Below are 18682 nucleotides of genomic sequence, written 5' to 3' on the forward strand. Positions count from 1 at the left end.
GGCTAGCCGCCCATCCCGGTGACGGCGATTCCCCGGACGAACGAGCGTTGCGCGATCGCGTAGATGATGACCAGGGGCAGCATGATGAGCATCGAGGTTGCCATCAGAACCGGCCACCGGGCGACATATTCGCCCTTCATCCGGACCAGGCCCAGCGTCAAGGTGGCCAGGCTGTTGCGCTGAATCATCAGCAGCGGCCACAAAAAATCGTTCCAGACGTTGACCCAGGTGAGCACGGCGAGCACCATCACCGCCGGTCGCGCATGGGGCAGCAGGATTCGCCAATAGACCTGCCAGGGTGAACAGCCGTCGAGTATCGCGGCCTCCTCCAAATCGGTGGGCAGGGTGCGGAAAAACTGCCGCATCAGGTACGTGCCGAAGGCGCTGCCGAAAAAACCCGGCACGATCATCGCCCACGGCGTGTCGACCCAGCCCAGGGTCCGCATCACCAGGAACTGCGGGATCACGGTGACCGTCAGGGGCACCATCAACGTTCCGAGGTACACGACGAATAGCGCGTCGCGGCCACGAAAATCCAGGCGCGCGAAGGCATATCCGGCCAGCGAGCAAAAGAAGACATGTCCCGCGGTGACGCAGCCCGCGTACAGCACGGTGTTGAAAAACATTCGCCCGAACGGCATCAGCGCGAACACCTCGGTGTAGTTGGACCACCGCGGGTGGGCCGGCAGCAGGGTGGGCTCGCTGACCTCGCCTTCCGTTTTCAGCGAGCCAGACACCGCCCACGCGATCGGGAACAGCGCGCACCAGGCTACGGCGAGCAGCGCGCCGTACACGATGCCGCCGCGCACCACGGTGTGCTTGATGACATCCTCACTTGAGCCCACGCGAAGTCTCCAAAGATCGGCGATGGCTGACCCGCAACTGCACCACAGTCAGCACTAGCAAGACGGCGAACATCACCCATGCCAGCGCGGAGGCATATCCGAATTCGAGGAACGAGAACGCGTGCTGGAACAGCATGATGCCCAGGACGTACGTCGCCGATTCAGGCCCGCCACTGGGGCCGTTGAGGACGTACACCATGTCAAACGCCTGGAAGGCGTGGATGACCGAGATGATGATCACGAACGAGATCGACCCTCGGATCAACGGAACGGTGATGGAGGCGAATTGCCTTATCTCGCTGGCGCCGTCGATCTTGGCCGCCTCGTAGACCGTTCCCGGAACGCCTTGCATCGCGGCCAGCAACACCACGGTGGCGAAGGGCACGCTGCGCCAGACGCTGACGATGCACAGTGAGGCCATGGCCCAATGGGGAGCCACCAACCACGGGACGGGGCCAAGCCCGACCCAGCTGAGCATGATGTTGAGCAAGCCGTTGTCGGTGTTGAAAACGAATTGCCACACGACCGCCATCACGACCGATGAGATAGCCAGCGGCAGAAAGACAATTGTTCGGAAGACACCGATGCCCCTGACCTTCTGGTTCAGCACCCCGGCGACGGCCAGACTGATGAGGACTGTCGGCACGACCGTGCCGAGGGTGAAGACCACCGTGTTGCGCACCGCGATCAGGAAGAGCGGATCGGAGCTGAACAGGTCTGAAAAGTTCCTCAGGCCCACGAATTTCGGTGGGGTGAACACATCCCATCGCTGAAAGCTCATATACAGCGAGAAACCCAGTGGAAAGAGCATGAACACGGCGACCGCCACCATGTTGGGTGCCACGAACAACCGACCCGCCCAGGCGTGTCGGCGCCACGGGCTCGGGTCCTTCCGGGCCCTCCTCGTCGTGCCGGCCAGGGCGGTCGCGCCAGGTGCGCCCGAGGTCATGGGCTGCGCAGCACTTCGTCCACGGAACGGGACAATCCGTTCAACGAGGTGGCCGGTTGATGTCCCCGCAGAACGGGGCCAAAGTTGCGGTCCATCAACGCATTGACCTTCTCCCACGCCGGCGTGATCGGCAAGCCCTGTGAAAACGCGGGCCCTTCGGTGAGCACACTGAGGTTGCCGAGCCGTCGATGAGCCTTGGCGAATCCGTCCGACCGCAGCGCTGAGCGCAGCACGGGAACGAACAGAAGGGATTCACCGATCAACGCCTGCCCGACGGGACCGGTCGCGAACTTCACGAACTCCCACGCCTGCTCCTTGCGGGGGCTGCTCGCCGAGATGGCCAGCCCGGTGGCGCCGATATCGGAGCACGCGGCGTGGCCCTTTCCCAGCGCAGGGCCGACCGGCAATGGGGCGACATCGAAATCCAAGTCCTCGGCCCGGATGTAGGTCTGGTAGCGCCAATGGCCGCCGAGCGCGATCGCCGCCCGCCCCACCGCAAAAAGATTGGGTGTCGCCATCGACTGGGTCTCCGACGCGTTGGGCGCAACCCGGTAGGTGTTGGCCAGATCGGCGTAGAACTGCACCGCTTCCTGGAACGCCGCCTTGTCGAAGTTGAAGTGGGTCGGGTTGAGCCGCGGGTCGGACCACGCCACGCCGTTGTTCATCGCGAACAAGCCGGCCGAATAGTAGGAACCCCAGGTGTTGACGAAGCCGTACTGCGCGGCGCGCCCGGACGCGTCACGCTTGGTCAGGGCGCGCGCCGTGTCCAGAAATTCGGTGAAATCCCAAGGCTGTTCCCACGTCTTGGGCGGCGCCGGCACCCCGGCCTCGGCGAACAGCCGCTTGTTGTAGAACATGTAGTTGCCCGACCACTGTTCGGGCAACGCGTACTGCTTTTCGTTGAATGTGAAGGTTTCGTACAGCGCCGGGATGCTGTCCGCCTTGAGCTGATCGGCAAACGCCTTGTCCCGTGCCAACAGCGTGTTCATGTCCAGCAGCACGCCGCGGTCGGCGAGTTCGGCGTAGGACAGTTCCCAGGCCATGAGCACATCAGGGCATTTGCCGCCGACGCAAAACGTCGAAAGCTGTTGCATGACGCCCGGACCGGACTGCACCGGCCGAACCTCGATATCGGGATGGCGGCGCACGAATTCGTCGATGATCCGCATCCTGGCGTCGCGCTCGTCCGGGTTGGCCGCGAAGAAGAAAGTGAGGGCGTCGTCTTCGGGGGCGCACCCGGTTGGCCACGGTGCCAGCGCGGCCGCGGAAAGCGCGCCGGCGCCCCGCAGCAGGTTGCGCCGTCCGAACGGCTTATCGAGCATGACTCTCCCGGTCTTGCCCCGTGGCCGGAAGCCCGGCCGACTCTGTATGACGTCCTTGGTACCCGATGACATTGTGATGTTCCCGGATCGGCCACCGGGGCAGCGTCAGCACGGTCCGACGGATCCGCTCGGCGTCGCCGGTGATGTCGATCGTATGGATGCGACCGTCGGCGCGGATGCCTATCACCAGCAGGACCTGAGCGTGCCCGCGGGCCGCGAGCACGATGCCCGGCGCCCCGTCGATGAGCATGACAGCACCAGCGCGCGCCCGCTGCGCGAACCGACGAGTCTCGGTGGCGACTTCGGGGGCGCCACGCAAGGTGGTTGGCACGTCGGCCGCAACGAGGACCGGATCGACCGTGCGCACCACCTCGGGAGCCAGCAGTTCGAGCAGGCCGGTGATATCACCGTCGCGGGAGGCCGCCAGGAAGGCCTCCACCACCTTCGTGTGGTGGGCCGTGCGGCGCGCGGGGGCGGCCGGCTTCGCATGCACACGCCCGCGGGCCCTGCTGGCCAGCTTCTTGGTCGCGTCCGGGGAACGATGCATGACCGCCGCGATCTGCTCGAACGGCATCGCGAAGACGTCGTGCAGGACGAAGGCGACGCGCTGCGCCGGGGAAAGCCGGTCGAGCACGACCAGCAACGCGCTGCTCACCGACTCCGTCAGGAGTACGTCCTCGTCGGCAGGCGCCGACGTCGTCTGGGCCAGCCGGTCCAGTTCGTCGGACCCGGCGAGCGGTTGCTCGGCGCGACGCTTGCGCGCCCGGAGCTGGTCGAACGCCTCTCGCGCGGTAATCGTCGTGAACCAGCCGGTGAGGTTCTCGACAGCGTGAAAGTCGGCACGGCTGGCCTTGAGCCACGCCGACTGCACAGCATCATCGGCGTCGGCCACCGAGCCCAGCAGTTGGAATGCGACCGACCTGAGATGTCGTCGGTCGGCGTCGAAACGCGCCGCCAGGTCCGCCAAATCCCGTGTTGCGTTCATGGGTCACCTTTTCCGCACGAAAGTCGTCAAGGAGATGACCGTGTCCAACGGACTTCCTGTGGCAAAGGAGACAAGCACCATGACCTTACCGATTGTGCGCCGCTGCGCGCAGTGCACGCACACGACTCGCCGCTGCGGAATTTGCTGCGCGACAAGGGATTGATCCAGATGAACACCGCACTTGTCGTGATCACGCTGATCACCGCCGCCATCACCGCCGCGATCGCCATCGCCGACTTCGTCCCGGCGCGATTCGTATTGGCGAACTCTGCCCAGGTCGGGGTGCCGCAGTCTTGGTTGCCGGCGCTTGGCGCGGTGAAGTTGGCCGGAGCCGCCGGGATGGTTGTCGGCCTGCTGGGGCCGTGGCAATTGGGCATCGCTGCTGCCGCCGGCCTGGTTGCGTTTTTCGTCGGTGCGGTGGTGACGCACCTGAGGGCACGCGTCCTGTACAACATCGCGTTTCCCGGCGCGTTTTTGTGCCTGTCCACCGCATCGCTGGCGCTGATGGTGGTCCGGTGAGACATGCCTGAAGGCGGCGAATCAGGCGGGAAAGTACCTGATCCGGTTGACGGCGTCGCCGCGCCAAGCCACGTCGGCGAACATGATGGCGCGTCCGTGACCCGAGTTGAGTGAGACCGCGACGGTGGGGCCCGCGCTGTTCATCTTGGTTGCGGCGGCCCCGTCGAGTTGCTCCATCAGTTCGGCCAGTTCGAGCGGGTCATGATCACCCAAAGTTATTGCGGCATCCGATGACAGCGCCCGCACCGCGGAGAATTTGTCTGCCCGCGCGACGGCCTCGAGGAACGTCGTCAGCAGCCGCTGGTGGCGCGCTCCCGCCCGCCGGAATCCTGCCATGAAACCTGCGGTGCCACGCCAGCCCTGATTGCTTAACAACCCCTTGGACAGGTTCAACGCCGGCGCCACGGCACCCGAACCCGTGCGCAGGAACTGCACCATCATGGCGGGAAGCTCCCAGTAAGCCCGCAGTTCGCCAATCTTCCACTCGCCGTTGGCTTCTCGGAGGTCATAGCGCAGGAAGGCGGGGATGTACATCGTCACGGCCGAACCCATCGACACCTCGAGCTCGAGGTCACGCAGCACCGTCGTGCCGACGACGATGTCGAGGTCGCGATGGAACTTGATGTCGCGCGGGCCGATGAAGGTGTCGTAAAAAAGCCCAATCTGCTCCCGCCCCACATGCGGTCGCGAGCCTACCGGGTCCTCGACGCTGCCGTCGTCGGTGAACAGTCCCACCCACCCGGCGCGATCGTGCGCGGCGGCCGCCTGCGGCGAACGCTCCACGGCGGCGATCAGGCGTTCCCGGTCCAGCGGCACCACCACTACGGTCCCCCAACCAACTCGATGCCCGCGGAGCGCATTTCCGCCAGCGCTTCGGCCGCCGAGTCCGCGGTGGCGGCCGCGGTCAGGTCCACCAGCACTCTGGTGGTCAGGCCCGCCGCTGCGGCGTCCTCGGCTGTCCGTCGCACGCAGAAGTCGGTGGCGATGCCGACCACGTCGACCTCGACGACCCCCCTCGCCCGCAACCACCCGAGTAACGTCGTCCCGTTCTGGTCGACGCCCTCGAAACCGCTGTACGCCGCTGCGTGGGCGCCCTTGCGAAAGACGGCGTCGATGCGCCGGGTGTCGAGGTCCGGGCGAAGATTTGCGCCCGCACTTCCGGCGACGCAGTGCACGGGCCAGGACGACGAGTAGTCCGGGTGGTCGGAGAAATGATCACCCGGGTCGATGTGGAAGTCCTGCGTCGCCACGACGTAGTCGTAACCCGGGTCTTCGGACAGGTAGTTGTTGATCGCGGGCGCCACCGCGGCGCCGCGGGCCGTCGGCACGGAGCCGCCCTCGCAGAAATCGTTCTGCACGTCGACGATGATCAACGCTCGCACGCGCTCCACCCTATCGGTGTGGACCTTGATGTCTATGCCGGTCTAGCTGGGCATATCGACGTCGCGGTTTGCTCGACAGACAGCCGGGTAATACACCGGCCATGGTGCTCAGGAGAATCGCGCGACCCCTGTTATCAGTGGCATTCATCGGGCAAGGAGTCAATTCGCTGCTCAACCCGAAATCGGCGGCGGAGGCCGCCGCGCCGGCAGTGGACGGCCTTCAGGCGCTGCCGGATTCGGTGAGCAGCAGCATTCCCAGCGACCCCGAGACGGTCGCGCAGATCACCGCGGCCGTTCAAATCGGTGGCGGCTTGCTGCTTGCCACCGGCAAACTCCCCCGCATCGCGTCGGCGGCGCTGGCGGTGACCGTGTTGCCGGCCAATCTCGGGACGCACTCGTTCTGGAACGAAAGCGACCCGGTGGCCAAGGCCCAGAAACGGCAGCAATTCCTGACCGACCTCAGCTTGCTGGGCGGACTGTTGATCGCCTCGGCCGACACCGCTGGTAAGCCCTCGCTCGGGTGGCGCGGGCGGCGAGCGGCCGAACGGCTCTCCGACCGGGTGTCGTCGGCGTGGCCCGGTTCCGACGACTCAGCCTTCGATGCCGATCTGTCCGAGCTGGGCGATCGGATCGCACACGGCTTGCAGATCGGCGCCGAGCGGGGCCGCGAACTGGCCAGCACCGCAGCGGAGCGCGGAGCGCCCTACGCCGAAGCCGCACTCGAACGCGGCCGCGAACTGGCCAGCACCGCGGCCGAGCGGAGCGCGCCCTACGCCGAAGCCGCACTCGAACGCGGCCGCGAACTGGCCAGCACCGCGGCTGACCGCAGTAGGCCGCTGGCGAAGAAGGCCCGCAAACGCGGGGAGCAATGGGCCGACGAGGCCGCCGACCGCGCCGCCTACCTGGCCGAGAAGGCACGCAAGCGCAGCGAAGAGTTCGCCGACGAGGCGGCCGACCGTGCCGCGCCGCTGGCCAAGAAGGCCCGCAAGCGTAGCGAGAAGCTGGCCAAGAAGGCCCGCAAGCGCAGCGAGAAGCTGGCCGACACGGCTCGGGCGCGCGGCGAGGAGTTCGCCGAAACCGCCCGTCAGCGCGGCAGCGACCTGGCTGACACCGCACGTGAGCGAGTCGGCAGTCAGGTCGACACCGGCCGCCGCAAGCTGTCCTGGCAGTAGCGGCAGCGACGTTACGCGGGCCAGCGAGCCCGCAGGTTCTCCGGCGCCCACGTGGGCCAGTCGGGCGCGCCGATCGGCAAGCCTCCGCTGAGCCTCACGACGATCCGCGGGCCGCGAAGCCGGCTGTTGTCATAGACCGCTGCGAGGTCGGACATGCCGATGGCCTCGGCGACCGGTACCCACAGCCGTTGATGGCGCTGCCGAATCTTGGCTTCCGGTACGTCGTGACCGCCGGCTGTCACGCGGTGCCGGACGCGTTCGACCGCAAGGTCTTCCGGAATGAGCAGCACGTGCAGCGCGACGGTGAAGCCCGCACCGCGAGCCGCGTGAATGAGGTCGAGTTTCGACGGATGGGAGAACACCGTCTCGGCGATGAAGGACCGGCCCAATTCGATCAGCTTTGCGCGAGTGTCGGCGGCGATGTGCGCGGCGTCGTAGGCGTGCGACGCCGGATCTTCTGGCCAGCGTTGCCTCGCGATCTCGTCGGCGTTGACCACGAGGCTGCGCGGCAACAGCGGCGCCAGGGTGAACGCGATGAATGTGGACTTACCGGCGCCGTTCGGCCCGACCACCAGATCGAGTCGGTCCATCGGGCCGCCGAACCGCCGACCGACGCCGGGTCAGCGCCCGGTCGCGAGCACCACGGCGGCGCCGTCGGGGCGGTGCTCGACGATCTCGCCGTCGTCGTTGAGGGCTACGGTGGTGACCCCTTGCCCGGCAAGCGTCGCCCCGTAGTTGGCGCGCGCCAGGCTTTCTTCGATGGCCGCGGAGATCTCGGCGTTGAACACCACGCCCTCCTCGACCGTGAGTTCGCTGGTCGCCAGTTGGCCGGTGAGTGCGGCTTCGACCCGTCGCCGCGAGGCCGTGTGCTGGCTGGACACCGCGCGCCCGACCCGTGCCCAGTGATCGAGTTGCTGCTTGGCCGAGCGGCTCTGGCGGGCACCCTCGGCCGCGGCGCTGTCCATCAGGTCGGACGCGACCCGCGTGACACGATCGAGTGCCTCGGCCATGATTTCCTCCCACGCAACATCCCGCTACAAACTGTAGCATAATGCTACACAGTCCGGCCCGGCTACCCGCGAGCCTTCACGACGATATCCACGATCGCGTCGGCGCCGGGACCGATGTCGACGGTCATGCCGGCCTCGTCGGGACCGAGGGGTTCCAGGGTGTCCAATTGCGAGCGCAGCAGCGTGGGCGGCATGAAGTGGCCGGTGCGGGCCGCCAGCCGGCCGCGGATCAGCTCGGCCGAACCCGATAGGTGCAGGAATTCCACGCCCGGGCAGTGGGCGCGCAGCTGGTCGCGATACGCCCTCTTCAGCGCCGAACAGCTGACCACCCCGCCGTCGCGGTGGGCGGCCAACCAGTCGCCGACCCGTTCCAACCAGGGATAGCGGTCGTCGTCGTCGAGCGGTTCGCCCGCCGACATCTTGGCGATGTTCGCCGCCGGGTGCAGGGTGTCGGCATCGACGAACGGGACCCGCAAGCGCTGAGCGAGCGCCGCCCCCACCGTCGACTTGCCCGATCCGGAGACGCCCATCACCACGACGGGGGCCGGTCCGCTCACCTAGGTCTGTTCGCCGAGATTGCGGTTCCACTCCAGCCAGCCCACACCGCTACGCCCGTCGGCGGTGCTGATAGTGGCCCAGGCACGGGGAAACTGGCTGACTCGCCCGTCCGTTGCGACGAGCCGGACCGGTGCCTGACCGCGCACCTCGACGTCCGCGGTGATGTCCGCGGGCTGGAGCTTCAGCGTCGCACCGAGCGGTAAACCATTGCCGGCGAAGGATTCTCGCGAGTCAACTGTCTGCAGCTCGGCGACCTTGCCGTCGGCGTCCTGTTCGTAGCCGATGCTGAACGCGGGCGCCCCGGGAATCCGGATGTTCACACCGTGCAGGTGGGTGCCGTCGTCCAAGTGCAGCGCGCTCCATATCCAATCCATGCCCCACCAATCGCGCACGCCCCACGAGTGATCGCGCTGGCCCGCAACGGATTCCAGAGAGTAGCGGCGGTCATCGATCGTCACGCTGCCCGAGACGGTGCACGGAATTTCGTAACGGGTCGTGAGCCCATACTTGTACGGCGTGCCATCGGTGGCCCACACCAGGCTCATGGTCATCTCGGCCGGGGTTCCGGGCTCCCCGCGCAACAACGCCGACGGGTCGGCATAGGCCTGCGCCCGCGCCCGCACGTCGACGCGGTAGCTCTGCAGGGGTACGTCGGCTGAATGGCTGAGCTCGACGTCATCGGTGCGCAGGGTCCACGGGTCCGACGGCAGCGGCACTTGCGCGTCCACGGCGACGGTCGGCATGTCGGGTCCGCACAGCAGAACGTGTACCCACGCGATCCGCTCGTTGGCCACTCTGCCGAGTCGGAACCAGCCGCCCAATCCCTGTGCCGCATCGGCGAAGTCGGCGTACCAGCTCTCACTCCACAGCGGTTCGGCGGCGGGATCGTGGGCGCGTTCGTCCTCGGTCGACGGCCGCAACGGCTCGGGGGCTATCGCTTCGGGCAGCGTGGACAGCGCGTCCGTGTCGAGGACGTGGTCGCAGTGCCGTCGCAGCATCGTCATGAACATCTGGTCGCCGCGGTCGGTGCGCTCGACCAGCATCGACGAGACGATCGCCATCATCACGCCGAAGAAGCTCTGCCGCCGTACGCCGTCGGCGACGTCGGCCAGGCTGAGCGGCGCCTGCGGACCGAGCGCCTCGTGGTAGGCCCGCAGCAGCGCGTCGTAGTGCTGCCGGCGGTCCTCGGAAGGCAACGCGCAACCGAGGAAGTACGCCAGGTCGGTCAGGGCCGGGCCCCAGGACACCGTCTGCCAATCAACCACCGTTAGAGCGCGATCCGCGCCATCGGTGCCGAACAGCATGTTGTCCAGGCGGTAATCGCCGTGCACCAGGCCCTGGATGCGCCCTCGCCCGGCCTCCTCCGCCGCGCCCTCCTTTTCCAAGGCCAGGTAGCCGTCGAACGCGGCAACCAGGCGCTCGCACACCACGCGGTGCTCCGGCGCGATCTGGTCGCCGTAGCGGTCGACGAAACCCGCGTACAACGTGGCGATCATCGCCTGGTTCAGCGGAGCCGCACGGTTGAGCCACGGCGCCTCGGCCAGCGAGGCGTCACCGAGCAGCGGCCCGTGCAGCCGCCCCAGTTCGACCGCCCCAAGGAGGGCTTGTTCTATTGTGGCGCCGGCGATTTCGTCGCCCACGACGGCCGGTCCGGCATCCCCCAACAACAGATCGAACACGCCTGTCGAGGTGTCGACCGCCGCGTGGTAGCAGGGCGCGATGGGGCCGCCCAAGCGCGGTGCGATGTCGCCGTAGAAGCGCACCTCCCGCTCGTAGAGGCCTAGCGCCAGACCGGTCTGTCGGCTGACCGGATCGGTGGCCGCGACCTTCAGCACCACCGACTCGGGGCCCCCCGCGGATCCCTCGGCATACCTGAGCCCGACGCGATAGCACTCGCTCATCTGACCGGTACCGATGCGCTCCACCGAGAAATCGGCGACGGGTCCGGTGCCGATGACCGCGGCCAGCCAGGAGGCGGTGAGGTCACTGGGTCGTTCGATGACTTGTTCGGTCTCGGCATGCATGGGGGTTAGCGTGCCAGGTCAACGCGCCAGTGAGAAGCCGTCCCATGCCATTCGGCGATGTTGGTGCGGATCGAACTCGACGCGGGACTTGCGGTCGAAGACCATCACCGCGCGGTCTTCAGCGGTGTACCGGGGCCAGTCCTCTCCCGGCACCCCGGTGCGGCTGAACGCGCGCCAGCGCCGCTGCACCTGGTTGCTGACCCGCAACGCGGCCCGCTGGTCCGCCGCCGCGGTCAACAGCGCGCCGAATCTCGTGCGGTAGACGTCGAAGACCGCGAGCAACTCGGTGGCGTGGGTGGCACCGAACCCGGACCAGCGCAGCGTGCGCGGGGCGTAGTCATACCGGTAGAGGTACGTCGGAGCATGCGCGCTGTGGGCCTCGGCGATCTGCCAGGCCGCCGAGGCGAACGCGAAGTCGCCGCCGAGCTGGATGCAGGCCTCCCGGTCGGGATAGTTTGGGTATGCAGCGGTAATGCGTTCGCGGATAGCGGGATCCGCCTCGGCGAGCAGCTCTTCGACCATCGTCTCGTTGGTGGGCAGCATCGCCAGGAACCGCGTGAACAACCGGCCCTCTTCGGCATTCGTGCCCACGATCAACGGGACCTGGTGGGCCTCGCCGCGCCGCATCGCCTCGACCGGATCCATCGGCAGGATGTCGTCACCGAAGACGGGGCCGATCGGGAAGGCGCCCAGTCTGTCCTGCATACCCTCGTCGATCAATCGGTGCTGGGTTTCCACCAGCTGGGCCGCGGGCACCTGCATCAGTGCGTTGGCGGCGTCCTGCCTGCGCACCCCGAGCAGGTTGGTGAAGCGGTTCGCGAACTCTGCCGCAACCTCTTTCGACCGCACCAGGCCCGACGCGGGGCTTTCCGAGATCGCGCGGGCGAACAAGCCTTCGGCGGCGGGCACCGCCAGCAGTGAGGCGGTGATGCACGCACCCGCGCTCTCGCCGAAGATGGTGACGTTGTCCGGGTCACCACCGAACCCCGCGATGTTGTCGCGAATCCACTGCAGCGCAAGCACCAGATCGCGCAAATACAGGTTGCTGTCAATGGTGATCTCCGGCGTCGACAGCGACGAGAAGTCCACGCACCCCAGCGCGCCCAGTCGGTAGTTCACGGATACGTACACGCATCCCCGGCGCGCCAGAGCCGCACCGTCGTACAACGGTGTCGCCGAACTGCCCAGGAAATACCCGCCGCCGTGGATGAACACCATGACGGGCAGCGGTCCTTCGGTCGCGAACTCGGGCGCCACGACGTTGAGGGTGAGGCAGTCCTCGCTCATCGGCTGGTAGCGGCCACCCAAACCCGACATGCCGAGCAGGGTGTAACGGCGTTGCTGAGGCGCGCAGTTGCCGAAGCCATGGCAGTGCCGGACACCCGACCACGGCTGGGCCGGCTGCGGCGCCCGGAAGCGCAGGCTTCCGACCGGTGGGCGGGCATACGGGATCGACCGCCACCGAGTGACCCCGTCGCGGGTGAAGCCTTCGACGGTGCCGATGGCCGTGCGTGCGCGGACAGTGCGGTCATGCATAATCCGACGGTAACCGACATGACGGTCGTAACGCGCGCGCAGCGCCTTATTTGCCCGGCGCGGCGGTTAGCCTGACTGAATGCGGATAGCTGCGATGATCGCCGCGGCATTACTGATCGCCGGATGCTCACACGGCACGGGCGGTCATTCGGGGGCCCCCGGAAGCACCAGCCAGACATCCACCGGCGCCGCGGCGCCGGGAAGCGCATCACCGGGACCATCCGCCGCGCCGGCCGTGGGTGCGGCGATTTCCGACGTCATCGCCTGGATCGAGGCCGGTCATCCCGCCGATCCGGGGCGCTTCCACGTCGCCACCCGCGACGGGGCGACCACGCCACTGGGCGACGACATCGCGCTGACCGCGATGGCGGGCAAGGTCTCGTGCATGACCGATGCCAAACACACCGGTGGTGCGCTGGCCTGCCTGGTGAGGCTCACTAACCCGCCGCCGGCGCCGTCGACCGCCTACGGCCAGTGGCAGGGCGGTTGGATCAGCTTCGACGGGATGAACCTGCAGGTCGGATCCGCCCGAGCCGATCCCGGTCCGTTCATCAACGGCAACGGACCGGAACTGGCAAGCGAGGACTCGCTGTCGTTCGGTGACTACCGCTGCCGCGCCGACCAGTCGGGTCTGTATTGCGTGAACTACGCGCACCAGTCGGCGGCCAAATTCAGCCCCGCCGGAATCGAGCCGTTCGGCTGCCTGAAGTCGGCACCACCACCGGACGGTGTCGGCACGGCGTTCAGCTGCTGAAGCCGGCCATGATGGTCGCGAAGAGCTCGCTCATCTCGTCGGCAGTTCCGCCCGGCACCGTGTAGCCGGCTTCGTCGCGTATCTCGCCCAAATGGTCGCGCACGTCCTCGATGGACAGTTCGGGACGGTAGATGCCCTTTGTCCTGCCGATGAAGAACAGTGAAACATGGCCTGCCCCAACGGTATAGATCTCCCCCGACACCGGGCAATCCCGGTGGGTCAGGTAAGCCGCCACGGGAGCCACCAACGCGGGATCCAGCCGTTGTAGGTATCGACTCACCAGGTCATCCAGCACCGCCTGCGCGGCGGGATCATCGGGTTGAGCGGCACTGTCCACGGAGTGCGCCAGCATCCGCGTGTAGGCGATCGGGGCGATGGCGTTGACCTTGATGTCGCGACCGGCGGCTTCGGCGGCGAGAACGCGAGTCAGGCCGATTAATCCGGTCTTTGCCGAGCCGTAGTTACTCATACCGGCGGCGCCCAGGATTCCGGCCGCCGAACAGGTATTGAGAATGCGTCCATACCCTTGCTCGCACATCGCTTTCCACGCAGGCCGCGTCACGTAGAAGGCGCCCTTCAGATGCACGTCCAACAGCGGTTCGAAGCGGTCGGCGGTCATGTCCTCGAACGGCCCGTCCCGCACAATTCCGGCGTTGTTGATCAGGATATCGACTCGCCCCCACGCGCTCAGGGCGGTGTCGATGATCGCCTGCCCGCCTTCGGGATTGGTGACGCTGTGGCTGTCGGCGACTGCTTCACCGCCCAGGGCGCGGATCTCGTCGACGACGGCGGACGCCGCTGCGGCGTCGGATCCGTCCCCGGTCACCGAGCCGCCGATATCGTTGACGACGACGCGCGCGCCACGCGAGGCCAGCAGCAACGCGTACTGCCTCCCGAGACCGCCTCCCGCGCCGGTGATCACGGCGACCTGGTCGTCGAAACGCAACTCGTTGAGCGACATCGTCACCAACTCACCGGGAGTTCTTTCATCCCGTAGATGTTGGCGTCTTTGAATCTCAGTTCTTCGGCCTTCACCGCCAGTTTGAGTCCGGGCAGCCGGCGTGCCAGCGTAGCGAACGCGACCTGCATTTCGACGCGAGCGAGGTTGGCCCCGATGCATTGATGGACACCGTATCCGAAGCCCAAGTGCCCGCGGGTGTTTCGGTCGACGTCGAAGGATTCGGGATTGTCGACGAATTCCGAATCCCAGTTTCCGGCGAGCAAGCTCATCATCACATACTCCCCGGCGCGAATCAGCTGACCGCCGATCACCAGATCCTCAGTCGCCACCCGGTCGACCTGGCTGTGCACGATGCTGAGGTACCGCATCAGCTCTTCCACGATGTTGGCGATGACGGCAGGGTCCCCAGTGTCGCCGAGGCGCTCGAAGACATCGGGATGTTCCAGCAGCGCAACCGTTCCCAACGAGATCATGTTGGCCGTGGTCTCGTGACCGGCTTGCATCATGATCACGGCATTCATGGCCGTGGTGGCGTGGTTGAGTTGGCCGGTCGCCACGTATTCGGTGACGAGGCGGCTGATCAAGTCGTCGCCCGGTTCGCGCGCCTTGCGTTCCACCAACTTCTCGATGTATGCGTACATGGCCCCGAAAGCCTGTCCCTTTTCCGCGTCGGTGGACCGCTGGTCAAGCCCCTTCGTGGTGTTGAACTGGAACAGCGCGAGGTCTTCGGGTGGCACTCCCAGCAGCAGCGCGATCACCATTGACGGCACCGGCAAGGCGAATTCACGCACCAGATCGGCCGGCGCGCCGTGCTCGATCATCTGGCCGAGGTAGTGATCGACCATGTCCTGGATCTGCGGCCGCATCGATTCACAACGCCTGAAGGTGAAGTTGCTGGTCATCATGCGGCGCAAACGGTGATGCTCGGGATCGTCGGTCCGCGCGAACATCACCGGGACCTTGTTGTCGTCGTCCTTGGGCATGATGTCGTCCGGAATTGTCTTCGCGGACAGGCGAGGATCGACAAGCGCCGCCCTGATGTCCTGGTAGCGGCTCACCACCCAGACCTGATTGCCCTGGAACATCGCCTGACGCAACCCGGGGCCGTCCCGCCATTCCTGGAACTCGGGCGGGGGTGCCAGTGGGCAGGTCGCCGGCCGCGGGATGGGCAGGACCGGTAGGCCGGCGTCGGAACGCACTTCGGAAGTTGTTGACATGACCCGTGTTTCCTATTAACTGTCAGATGGCTGCCAGTTCTAGAGCGTAAAGCCAGCCTAGTTGGCAGTCAACCGTCAGTTAGGCTGTCACCATGACCGCGGTTGAGGACCGGCCGTTGCGGGCCGACGCGGCGCGCAACGTCGAGCGCATCCTGCGTGCGGCGCGCGAGGTCTATGCCGAGTTGGGGCCCGACGCCCCGATGGAGGCAGTGGCGCGCCGTGCGGGCGTCGGTGAGCGGACCCTCTACCGCAGATTTCCGGCGAAGGCCGATCTGGTCCGGGCTGCCCTGGATCAAAGCATCGCCGAGGATCTCACCCCGGTGATCGACAGCGCCCGCCTCGCCAAGGATCCGCTGGCCGGCCTGACCCAACTGATCGAAGCGGCGATCTCGCTGGGGGCGCGCGAACACAGCCTGCTGACCGCCGCGCGCCGAGCCGGATCACTCACGTCCGACATCTCGGTGTCGCTCAACGCTGCGCTCGGCGAGCTCACCCTTGCGGGCCAGCGAGCCGGCAGCATTCGGGCCGACCTCGTCACCGACGATCTGCCCCGCCTGGTCGCGATGCTCTTCGGCGTGCTCTCGACGATGGATGCGGGCAGCGACGGTTGGCGACGCTATGTAGCTCTGGTGGTCGACGCGATATCGGTCACCGACCGGCACCCGCTGCCTCCGGCCGCCGCGTTGCGTTATGAGGTGCAGCCGGACAGCTGGCCGCTATAACGAGCGGCGGCTCAGCCAGTCGGCAGGCCGGCCTTGATCGCGGCCTCCTGCTTGCGGGCGAGATCGAGCATGACATCGTCCGGCGTGGGATTGCCGATGACACAGTCGGACTCCAGGTCGACCATGGCCCTGCCCTCGACGAACACCGCCTCGGAGATCTCCATCGGGTTGGCCGGGTCGGTCCCCTGCCCGATCACCAAGAACCCGTTGGCGCCGACGTCGATGGGCTGCTGCTGCCCATTGACCTTCTTTCCGACGACATCGCGCATGTTCGCCGCCGTCTGGGTGGCCGTGGCCGCATCGGGGAACACCGCGATCGTGTCGATGATGGTGCGCTTGCCGTCGGGGTTCTTGAAAACCTGTCCCACGCCGGTGATGCCGCTGGGGTTCTGACTCGGCGGTCCGTCGGCGGTGGCGTTGGGGCCGACGTCGCTGGGCTTGATCAGCAGGTGGCTGTAGTCGGCCGGCGCTCCCGGCGAGGCCGGGCCCGCGCCTGCCGAAGCGCTCGGCGACGTGCCCGACGGCGAAGCCGAACCCGATGATGGCGGGGAGCTCTTGTCCCCGCCGCAGGCCACCGCCGTCGCGCTGATCAACACCGCGGTAACCGTCACGCCGAGCACCGTCTTCATCAGGCTCTCCTTTGAGCTCTTTTGTATCCGTTACCGCGCCCGCCGGCGGGGCGAACACCCGAAAGCGCCACATGAAAGTGCATCTGACAGCCCAGCCTATGGGCTTGACGCTATCTCAGTAAGGGCATTCGTTTGCCGGCGTGGCTTTGCCCTTCGATGTCCTAGTTGATGGTGACTCCCGCGTCGACCTTGAACTGCAGTCCCGTCACATAGCGTGACTCGTCGGAGAGCAGGAACAAAACCGCGTGACTGACTTCCGCGGGTTCGACGGCCGGTGTGGGCATCGCGTTGACGAATATGGGAATCAGGTCGGACCGCCGTTCGCCCAGCAGCGGCCCGAATGACGACGGGATCATTCCCGTCGGAACACCGGTCGGCAGCACAGCGTTGACGCGCACGTTCTGTGCCGCCAATTCGTTGGCCAAGGCCAGTGTCACGCCGACCACTCCGTATTTGGCCGCCGTGTAGGGCGTCTGTAGCGGGAAGCCTTTGATGGCACCCGCGGAGCTGACGTTGACCAGGCTGCCACCACCCTGGCTGAGCAAGTGGGGTATCGCCGCGGCGCAGGTGTTCCATACCCCGATGAGATTGATGTCGACCACCGTGCGCCACTGCTCGGCAGTCGTCTCGTCCCAAGACGCCACCGTGAGCACGCCGGCATTGGCCACGGCGCCGTCGAGACCGCCGAGCTCAGCGACGCCGCTATCGACCGCGGAGCGCACCTGCTCCTCGTCGCGAACGTCGACGACACAGCTGACGCAGCGCACCCCGAAATTCTTTACTAGCCTTACTGTTTCGGCCAGGTCGTCTTCCGTGGCCAGGGGATACTCGATCTGCGGCAGCGATTGGCAGATGTCGAGCAGGATGAGGTCGGCCCCCTCTTGGGCAAGCCGCAAGGCGTGGCTGCGGCCCAAACCGCGGGCGGCGCCGGTAACCACAATTCGCTTACCGGCGACGCGGCCGCTTATTGCTCGCTCCACATCAGCCCGCGCATCGTCGCGGACAACGGAATGTCCTCGACAGCGATGAGCCCCTGGGGCGCGCGGCACACCCAGTCGATCGCGTTGACGACCCGACCGGCCGTCGAAATGCAGCCGGCATCAGTGGAATCGAACAGCGGGTGGGAAACGTGGGTGTTGATCTCGACCCGCGGCTCGCCCTCCACGACGACGCGATGCACTCCGGTGTGACCCTCGGGCGGGAATTCCCAGTCGGGTGCGGCGGCCTGGGTGAGTCTGGTGACGTGCTCGAGGGTGATGACCGGCTCGCCATCGCGCACACCCTCGGTGGCGAACCGGACGGCGGCCATCTGCCCCGGCTGCACCGTCATCATGGTGCAGTCGATCCGTTCCGGCGTGTACCAAGGTTCGACGCGCTGACGCAGGTCATCGAGCTTGATGCCCAGGTTGTCCGCCAGAGAGCGGACCTGACCGCCCCACATCGACACGATCACCCCGGGCAGGAACATCATCGGCGAATCGTCATCCGGAGTTGATCCGAAACCCATTGCGGCACCGGTGAACTCCGCGTCGTCGTAGTTGCCGTAGTCGAAGATCTCCTGGACGGTGATCGCGGAGACCCGCGTGGTCAGGCTGGCCGCCGAGTGCACCAGGGTGTCACCGGAGAACCCGGGGTCGATGCCGTTGACGTAGAGCGACGCGTTGCCGGCCGCGCAGGCGCGCTCGAGCGGTTCCCGCAGCCAATCGTCGGCGTGGCGGGGCGTAACCAGCCAGACCATCGATGTACCGACCACGTTGGTGCCCGCGGAAAGGAATTTGGACATCTGCTCGATGGCTTCCATCGGCCGGGTCTCGCCCTGCGATGTGTAGACAACGCAGTCGGCGCCGAGGCCCACCAGCGCGTCGATGTCGTCGGTGGCGACGATGCCGGTCGGTTCGTCGAGCCCGCACAACTGCGCCGCGTCGCGGCCGACCTTGTCCGCGCCGGCGGCGTGCACGCCGACCAGTTCCAGATCCGGCCTGCCGATGATCGCCCGCAACGAATGCCGGCCGACGTTTCCGGTGGAGAATTGGATGACTCTGCGCACGGCTGCCCTCGTCCTTCCGGCGGTGGGTGACGACCCATCATGACGCTGTC

The 18682-nt window shown here is 66.7% G+C and carries 19 protein-coding genes and 1 pseudogene; 4 read left to right on the forward strand and 16 right to left on the reverse strand.

Annotated elements, in window-relative coordinates; all coding sequences use genetic code 11:
* Positions 1-2: 2 nt before the first annotated feature.
* From AC5Y4H_RS07120 to AC5Y4H_RS07135, 4 genes and pseudogenes are all read right to left on the reverse strand, one after another.
* On the reverse strand, positions 3-824 hold the full coding sequence (locus AC5Y4H_RS07120; protein ID WP_499979966.1) for a carbohydrate ABC transporter permease: 822 nt from the start codon (positions 822-824) through the stop codon (positions 3-5).
* Positions 825-831: 7 nt separating this feature from the next.
* A pseudogene (locus tag AC5Y4H_RS07125) lies at positions 832-1778 on the reverse strand (carbohydrate ABC transporter permease).
* A gap of 12 nt (positions 1779-1790) precedes the next feature.
* Positions 1791-3116 (reverse strand): ABC transporter substrate-binding protein, encoded by a 1326-nt coding sequence (locus AC5Y4H_RS07130; protein WP_499979782.1) that lies wholly within the window; start codon positions 3114-3116, stop codon positions 1791-1793.
* The gene (locus AC5Y4H_RS07135) at positions 3106-4101 is read right to left on the reverse strand and encodes a sigma-70 family RNA polymerase sigma factor (protein WP_499979783.1); all 996 of its coding nucleotides are present in this window, start codon (positions 4099-4101) and stop codon (positions 3106-3108) included. Before AC5Y4H_RS07135 ends, AC5Y4H_RS07130 begins: the two co-directional genes overlap by 11 nt.
* Before the next feature lie 168 nt (positions 4102-4269).
* On the opposite strand from AC5Y4H_RS07135, the gene AC5Y4H_RS07140 reads away from it, so the two are divergent.
* Positions 4270-4620, forward strand: coding sequence for a DoxX family protein (locus tag AC5Y4H_RS07140; protein WP_499979785.1), 351 nt, complete (start codon positions 4270-4272; stop codon positions 4618-4620).
* 21 nt (positions 4621-4641) lie between these two features.
* Here the strand turns inward: AC5Y4H_RS07140 and AC5Y4H_RS07145 are convergent, their stop codons facing one another.
* Entirely contained in the window at positions 4642-5442 is an 801-nt protein-coding gene (locus tag AC5Y4H_RS07145) for a ketosteroid isomerase family protein (protein ID WP_499979787.1), read from the reverse strand.
* Complete coding sequence (gene pncA / locus AC5Y4H_RS07150) at positions 5442-6002, reverse strand: pyrazinamidase PncA (RefSeq protein WP_499979788.1); 561 nt, start codon at positions 6000-6002, stop codon at positions 5442-5444. Before pncA ends, AC5Y4H_RS07145 begins: the two co-directional genes overlap by 1 nt.
* A gap of 101 nt (positions 6003-6103) precedes the next feature.
* Here pncA and AC5Y4H_RS07155 point away from each other — a divergent pair, with 101 nt between their 5' ends.
* Positions 6104-7174: a DoxX family protein gene (locus AC5Y4H_RS07155; protein ID WP_499979790.1), complete on the forward strand. Its 1071-nt coding sequence runs from the start codon at positions 6104-6106 to the stop codon at positions 7172-7174.
* Positions 7175-7185: 11 nt separating this feature from the next.
* Here AC5Y4H_RS07155 and AC5Y4H_RS07160 read toward each other — a convergent pair whose 3' ends face one another.
* From AC5Y4H_RS07160 to AC5Y4H_RS07180, 5 genes are all read right to left on the reverse strand, one after another.
* On the reverse strand, positions 7186-7764 hold the full coding sequence (locus tag AC5Y4H_RS07160; protein ID WP_499979791.1) for an ATPase: 579 nt from the start codon (positions 7762-7764) through the stop codon (positions 7186-7188).
* A 30-nt stretch (positions 7765-7794) separates the two neighbouring features.
* Positions 7795-8184: a TA system antitoxin ParD family protein gene (locus AC5Y4H_RS07165; RefSeq protein WP_499979792.1), complete on the reverse strand. Its 390-nt coding sequence runs from the start codon at positions 8182-8184 to the stop codon at positions 7795-7797.
* A gap of 62 nt (positions 8185-8246) precedes the next feature.
* The gene (locus AC5Y4H_RS07170) at positions 8247-8741 is read right to left on the reverse strand and encodes a gluconokinase (RefSeq protein WP_499979793.1); all 495 of its coding nucleotides are present in this window, start codon (positions 8739-8741) and stop codon (positions 8247-8249) included.
* Positions 8742-10766 (reverse strand): DUF7064 domain-containing protein, encoded by a 2025-nt coding sequence (locus AC5Y4H_RS07175; protein ID WP_499979794.1) that lies wholly within the window; start codon positions 10764-10766, stop codon positions 8742-8744. It lies immediately after the preceding gene.
* Positions 10767-10784: 18 nt separating this feature from the next.
* Positions 10785-12302: a carboxylesterase/lipase family protein gene (locus AC5Y4H_RS07180; protein ID WP_499979795.1), complete on the reverse strand. Its 1518-nt coding sequence runs from the start codon at positions 12300-12302 to the stop codon at positions 10785-10787.
* Between the two features lie 79 nt (positions 12303-12381).
* Between AC5Y4H_RS07180 and AC5Y4H_RS07185 the strand changes: the two genes are divergently transcribed.
* Entirely contained in the window at positions 12382-13056 is a 675-nt protein-coding gene (locus tag AC5Y4H_RS07185) for a hypothetical protein (protein ID WP_499979797.1), read from the forward strand.
* Here AC5Y4H_RS07185 and AC5Y4H_RS07190 read toward each other — a convergent pair.
* Both AC5Y4H_RS07190 and AC5Y4H_RS07195 read right to left on the reverse strand, forming a co-directional pair.
* Positions 13046-14017, reverse strand: a complete 972-nt coding sequence (locus AC5Y4H_RS07190) for an SDR family NAD(P)-dependent oxidoreductase (protein WP_499979968.1) — start codon at positions 14015-14017, stop codon at positions 13046-13048. The two genes, AC5Y4H_RS07185 and AC5Y4H_RS07190, sit on opposite strands and share 11 nt — an antisense overlap.
* A 2-nt stretch (positions 14018-14019) precedes the next feature.
* Positions 14020-15234, reverse strand: a complete 1215-nt coding sequence (locus AC5Y4H_RS07195; RefSeq protein ID WP_499979799.1) for a cytochrome P450 — start codon at positions 15232-15234, stop codon at positions 14020-14022.
* Between the two features lie 92 nt (positions 15235-15326).
* On the opposite strand from AC5Y4H_RS07195, the gene AC5Y4H_RS07200 reads away from it, so the two are divergent.
* Positions 15327-15956: a TetR/AcrR family transcriptional regulator gene (locus AC5Y4H_RS07200; protein WP_499979800.1), complete on the forward strand. Its 630-nt coding sequence runs from the start codon at positions 15327-15329 to the stop codon at positions 15954-15956.
* An 11-nt stretch (positions 15957-15967) separates the two neighbouring features.
* On the opposite strand, the gene AC5Y4H_RS07205 is transcribed toward AC5Y4H_RS07200, so the two are convergent.
* The 3 genes from AC5Y4H_RS07205 to AC5Y4H_RS07215 form a co-directional block, all read right to left on the reverse strand.
* On the reverse strand, positions 15968-16585 hold the full coding sequence (locus AC5Y4H_RS07205; RefSeq protein WP_499979802.1) for a hypothetical protein: 618 nt from the start codon (positions 16583-16585) through the stop codon (positions 15968-15970).
* 161 nt (positions 16586-16746) lie between these two features.
* Positions 16747-17553 (reverse strand): mycofactocin-coupled SDR family oxidoreductase, encoded by an 807-nt coding sequence (locus AC5Y4H_RS07210; RefSeq protein ID WP_499979970.1) that lies wholly within the window; start codon positions 17551-17553, stop codon positions 16747-16749.
* Entirely contained in the window at positions 17550-18632 is a 1083-nt protein-coding gene (locus tag AC5Y4H_RS07215) for an NAD(P)H-dependent amine dehydrogenase family protein (RefSeq protein ID WP_499979804.1), read from the reverse strand. Before AC5Y4H_RS07215 ends, AC5Y4H_RS07210 begins: the two co-directional genes overlap by 4 nt.
* Positions 18633-18682 lie beyond the last annotated feature (50 nt).

Source organism: Mycobacterium sp. NGS58, from assembly GCF_059812385.1.

Bases quoted from the DNA above. Each gene is read 5' to 3' on its own strand.
- AC5Y4H_RS07205 (WP_499979802.1), bottom strand. From the start codon at position 16,585: ATGAAGACGGTGCTCGGCGTGACGGTTACCGCGGTGTTGATCAGCGCG.
- AC5Y4H_RS07130 (WP_499979782.1), bottom strand. From the start codon at position 3,116: ATGCTCGATAAGCCGTTCGGACGGCGCAACCTGCTGCGGGGCGCCGGC.
- AC5Y4H_RS07135 (WP_499979783.1), bottom strand. From the start codon at position 4,101: ATGAACGCAACACGGGATTTGGCGGACCTGGCGGCGCGTTTCGACGCC.
- AC5Y4H_RS07155 (WP_499979790.1), top strand. From the start codon at position 6,104: ATGGTGCTCAGGAGAATCGCGCGACCCCTGTTATCAGTGGCATTCATC.
- AC5Y4H_RS07190 (WP_499979968.1), bottom strand. From the start codon at position 14,017: ATGTCGCTCAACGAGTTGCGTTTCGACGACCAGGTCGCCGTGATCACC.
- AC5Y4H_RS07175 (WP_499979794.1), bottom strand. From the start codon at position 10,766: ATGCATGCCGAGACCGAACAAGTCATCGAACGACCCAGTGACCTCACC.
- AC5Y4H_RS07180 (WP_499979795.1), bottom strand. From the start codon at position 12,302: ATGCATGACCGCACTGTCCGCGCACGCACGGCCATCGGCACCGTCGAA.
- AC5Y4H_RS07200 (WP_499979800.1), top strand. From the start codon at position 15,327: ATGACCGCGGTTGAGGACCGGCCGTTGCGGGCCGACGCGGCGCGCAAC.
- AC5Y4H_RS07165 (WP_499979792.1), bottom strand. From the start codon at position 8,184: ATGGCCGAGGCACTCGATCGTGTCACGCGGGTCGCGTCCGACCTGATG.
- AC5Y4H_RS07195 (WP_499979799.1), bottom strand. From the start codon at position 15,234: ATGTCAACAACTTCCGAAGTGCGTTCCGACGCCGGCCTACCGGTCCTG.
- AC5Y4H_RS07185 (WP_499979797.1), top strand. From the start codon at position 12,382: ATGCGGATAGCTGCGATGATCGCCGCGGCATTACTGATCGCCGGATGC.
- AC5Y4H_RS07140 (WP_499979785.1), top strand. From the start codon at position 4,270: ATGAACACCGCACTTGTCGTGATCACGCTGATCACCGCCGCCATCACC.
- AC5Y4H_RS07160 (WP_499979791.1), bottom strand. From the start codon at position 7,764: ATGGACCGACTCGATCTGGTGGTCGGGCCGAACGGCGCCGGTAAGTCC.